This is a genomic window from Novacetimonas hansenii JCM 7643 (assembly GCF_000964405.1).
In the GTDB taxonomy this organism is placed as follows: Bacteria; Pseudomonadota; Alphaproteobacteria; order Acetobacterales; family Acetobacteraceae; genus Novacetimonas; species Novacetimonas hansenii.
Genome location: NZ_BANE01000276.1, coordinates 1 through 860 on the forward strand (window position 1 = coordinate 1; position 860 = coordinate 860).

At 65.8% G+C, this 860-nt stretch carries 1 protein-coding gene; it reads right to left on the reverse strand.

Going from position 1 to position 860, the window contains the following annotated elements; genetic code table 11:
- A partial coding sequence (locus tag B7G66_RS14610; RefSeq protein ID WP_048859334.1) for an SLOG family protein occupies nt 1–659 on the reverse strand: 659 nt, incomplete at its 3' end.
- Between the last annotated feature and the right edge of the window lie 201 nt (nt 660–860).

Consider the following 860-nt stretch of genomic DNA (forward strand, 5'->3'; position numbering starts at 1 on the left):
TGCTTCTCCCGCACCTTGTCGAGACGGTTCCAGATCAGATGATGATCCTCGTAATCGAGCCCGCCGGTGACCGCGACCTTTGGCCCCGGCGGCACCAGCAGTTCAGTTTCGGCCTTGCGGCGGGCGTTGAGGAAATCGCGGCTGTCGATCATCGACGCCGTCAGGGTGCTGCGGCTGACCAGCGAGCCGGAGCGTGGCCGCCAGGGCGACATGGTCAGGCGTTCGAACTGGTCGCAGGCCAGATCGCGAAAGATCTCGTACGCATTGCGTCGCTCCAGCAGGGTCAGGCCCTCGGCGATGAGACGTTCCAGTTCCACCGAGCGGATCTCGCTGCCATCCTGCTCCTGCTGGCTGCGTTTCTGCGCCGCCTCGTTGCGATCGAGATCCCGTTCGACCTGCCCGACCATGCGGTGAAAGACGTTGACGGTGGACCAGAGCAGCGGTTCGAGATCGGGTTCCAGTCTTGTGTCGGTCAGCGTGGCGGACAGGGCGTCAAAGATGTCAGCCACCGCGCCCTCGATCTGGCTGGCGTCGGGCAAGGGCCTCGCGTCCGGCTCATCCTCGAAGGGACGATGGCCGTAAAGCTGGAGTTCCGCCAGCACATGGGCGGTGGAAGAGGTGGCGTGCGCGGGTTCGAAATCGTCCTGTGTGCGGGTCATGGGTCTGTCCTCCGGTTCTGGCCGCGCCCCTCGCGGCCTTTCCGGGGGCGGATAGCGGCAGACGAAGGCCGGGCCGGAACCGCGCAACGCGCGGCCGGAACGCAGTGAAGGATGGCAGGTAGCCGGCTATTTTGTTTCGCGATGCAAAGCGCGGCACGCGCGGCGGAAAATAGCCGGCTCCGCCATTGCAGGCCCGGCCTG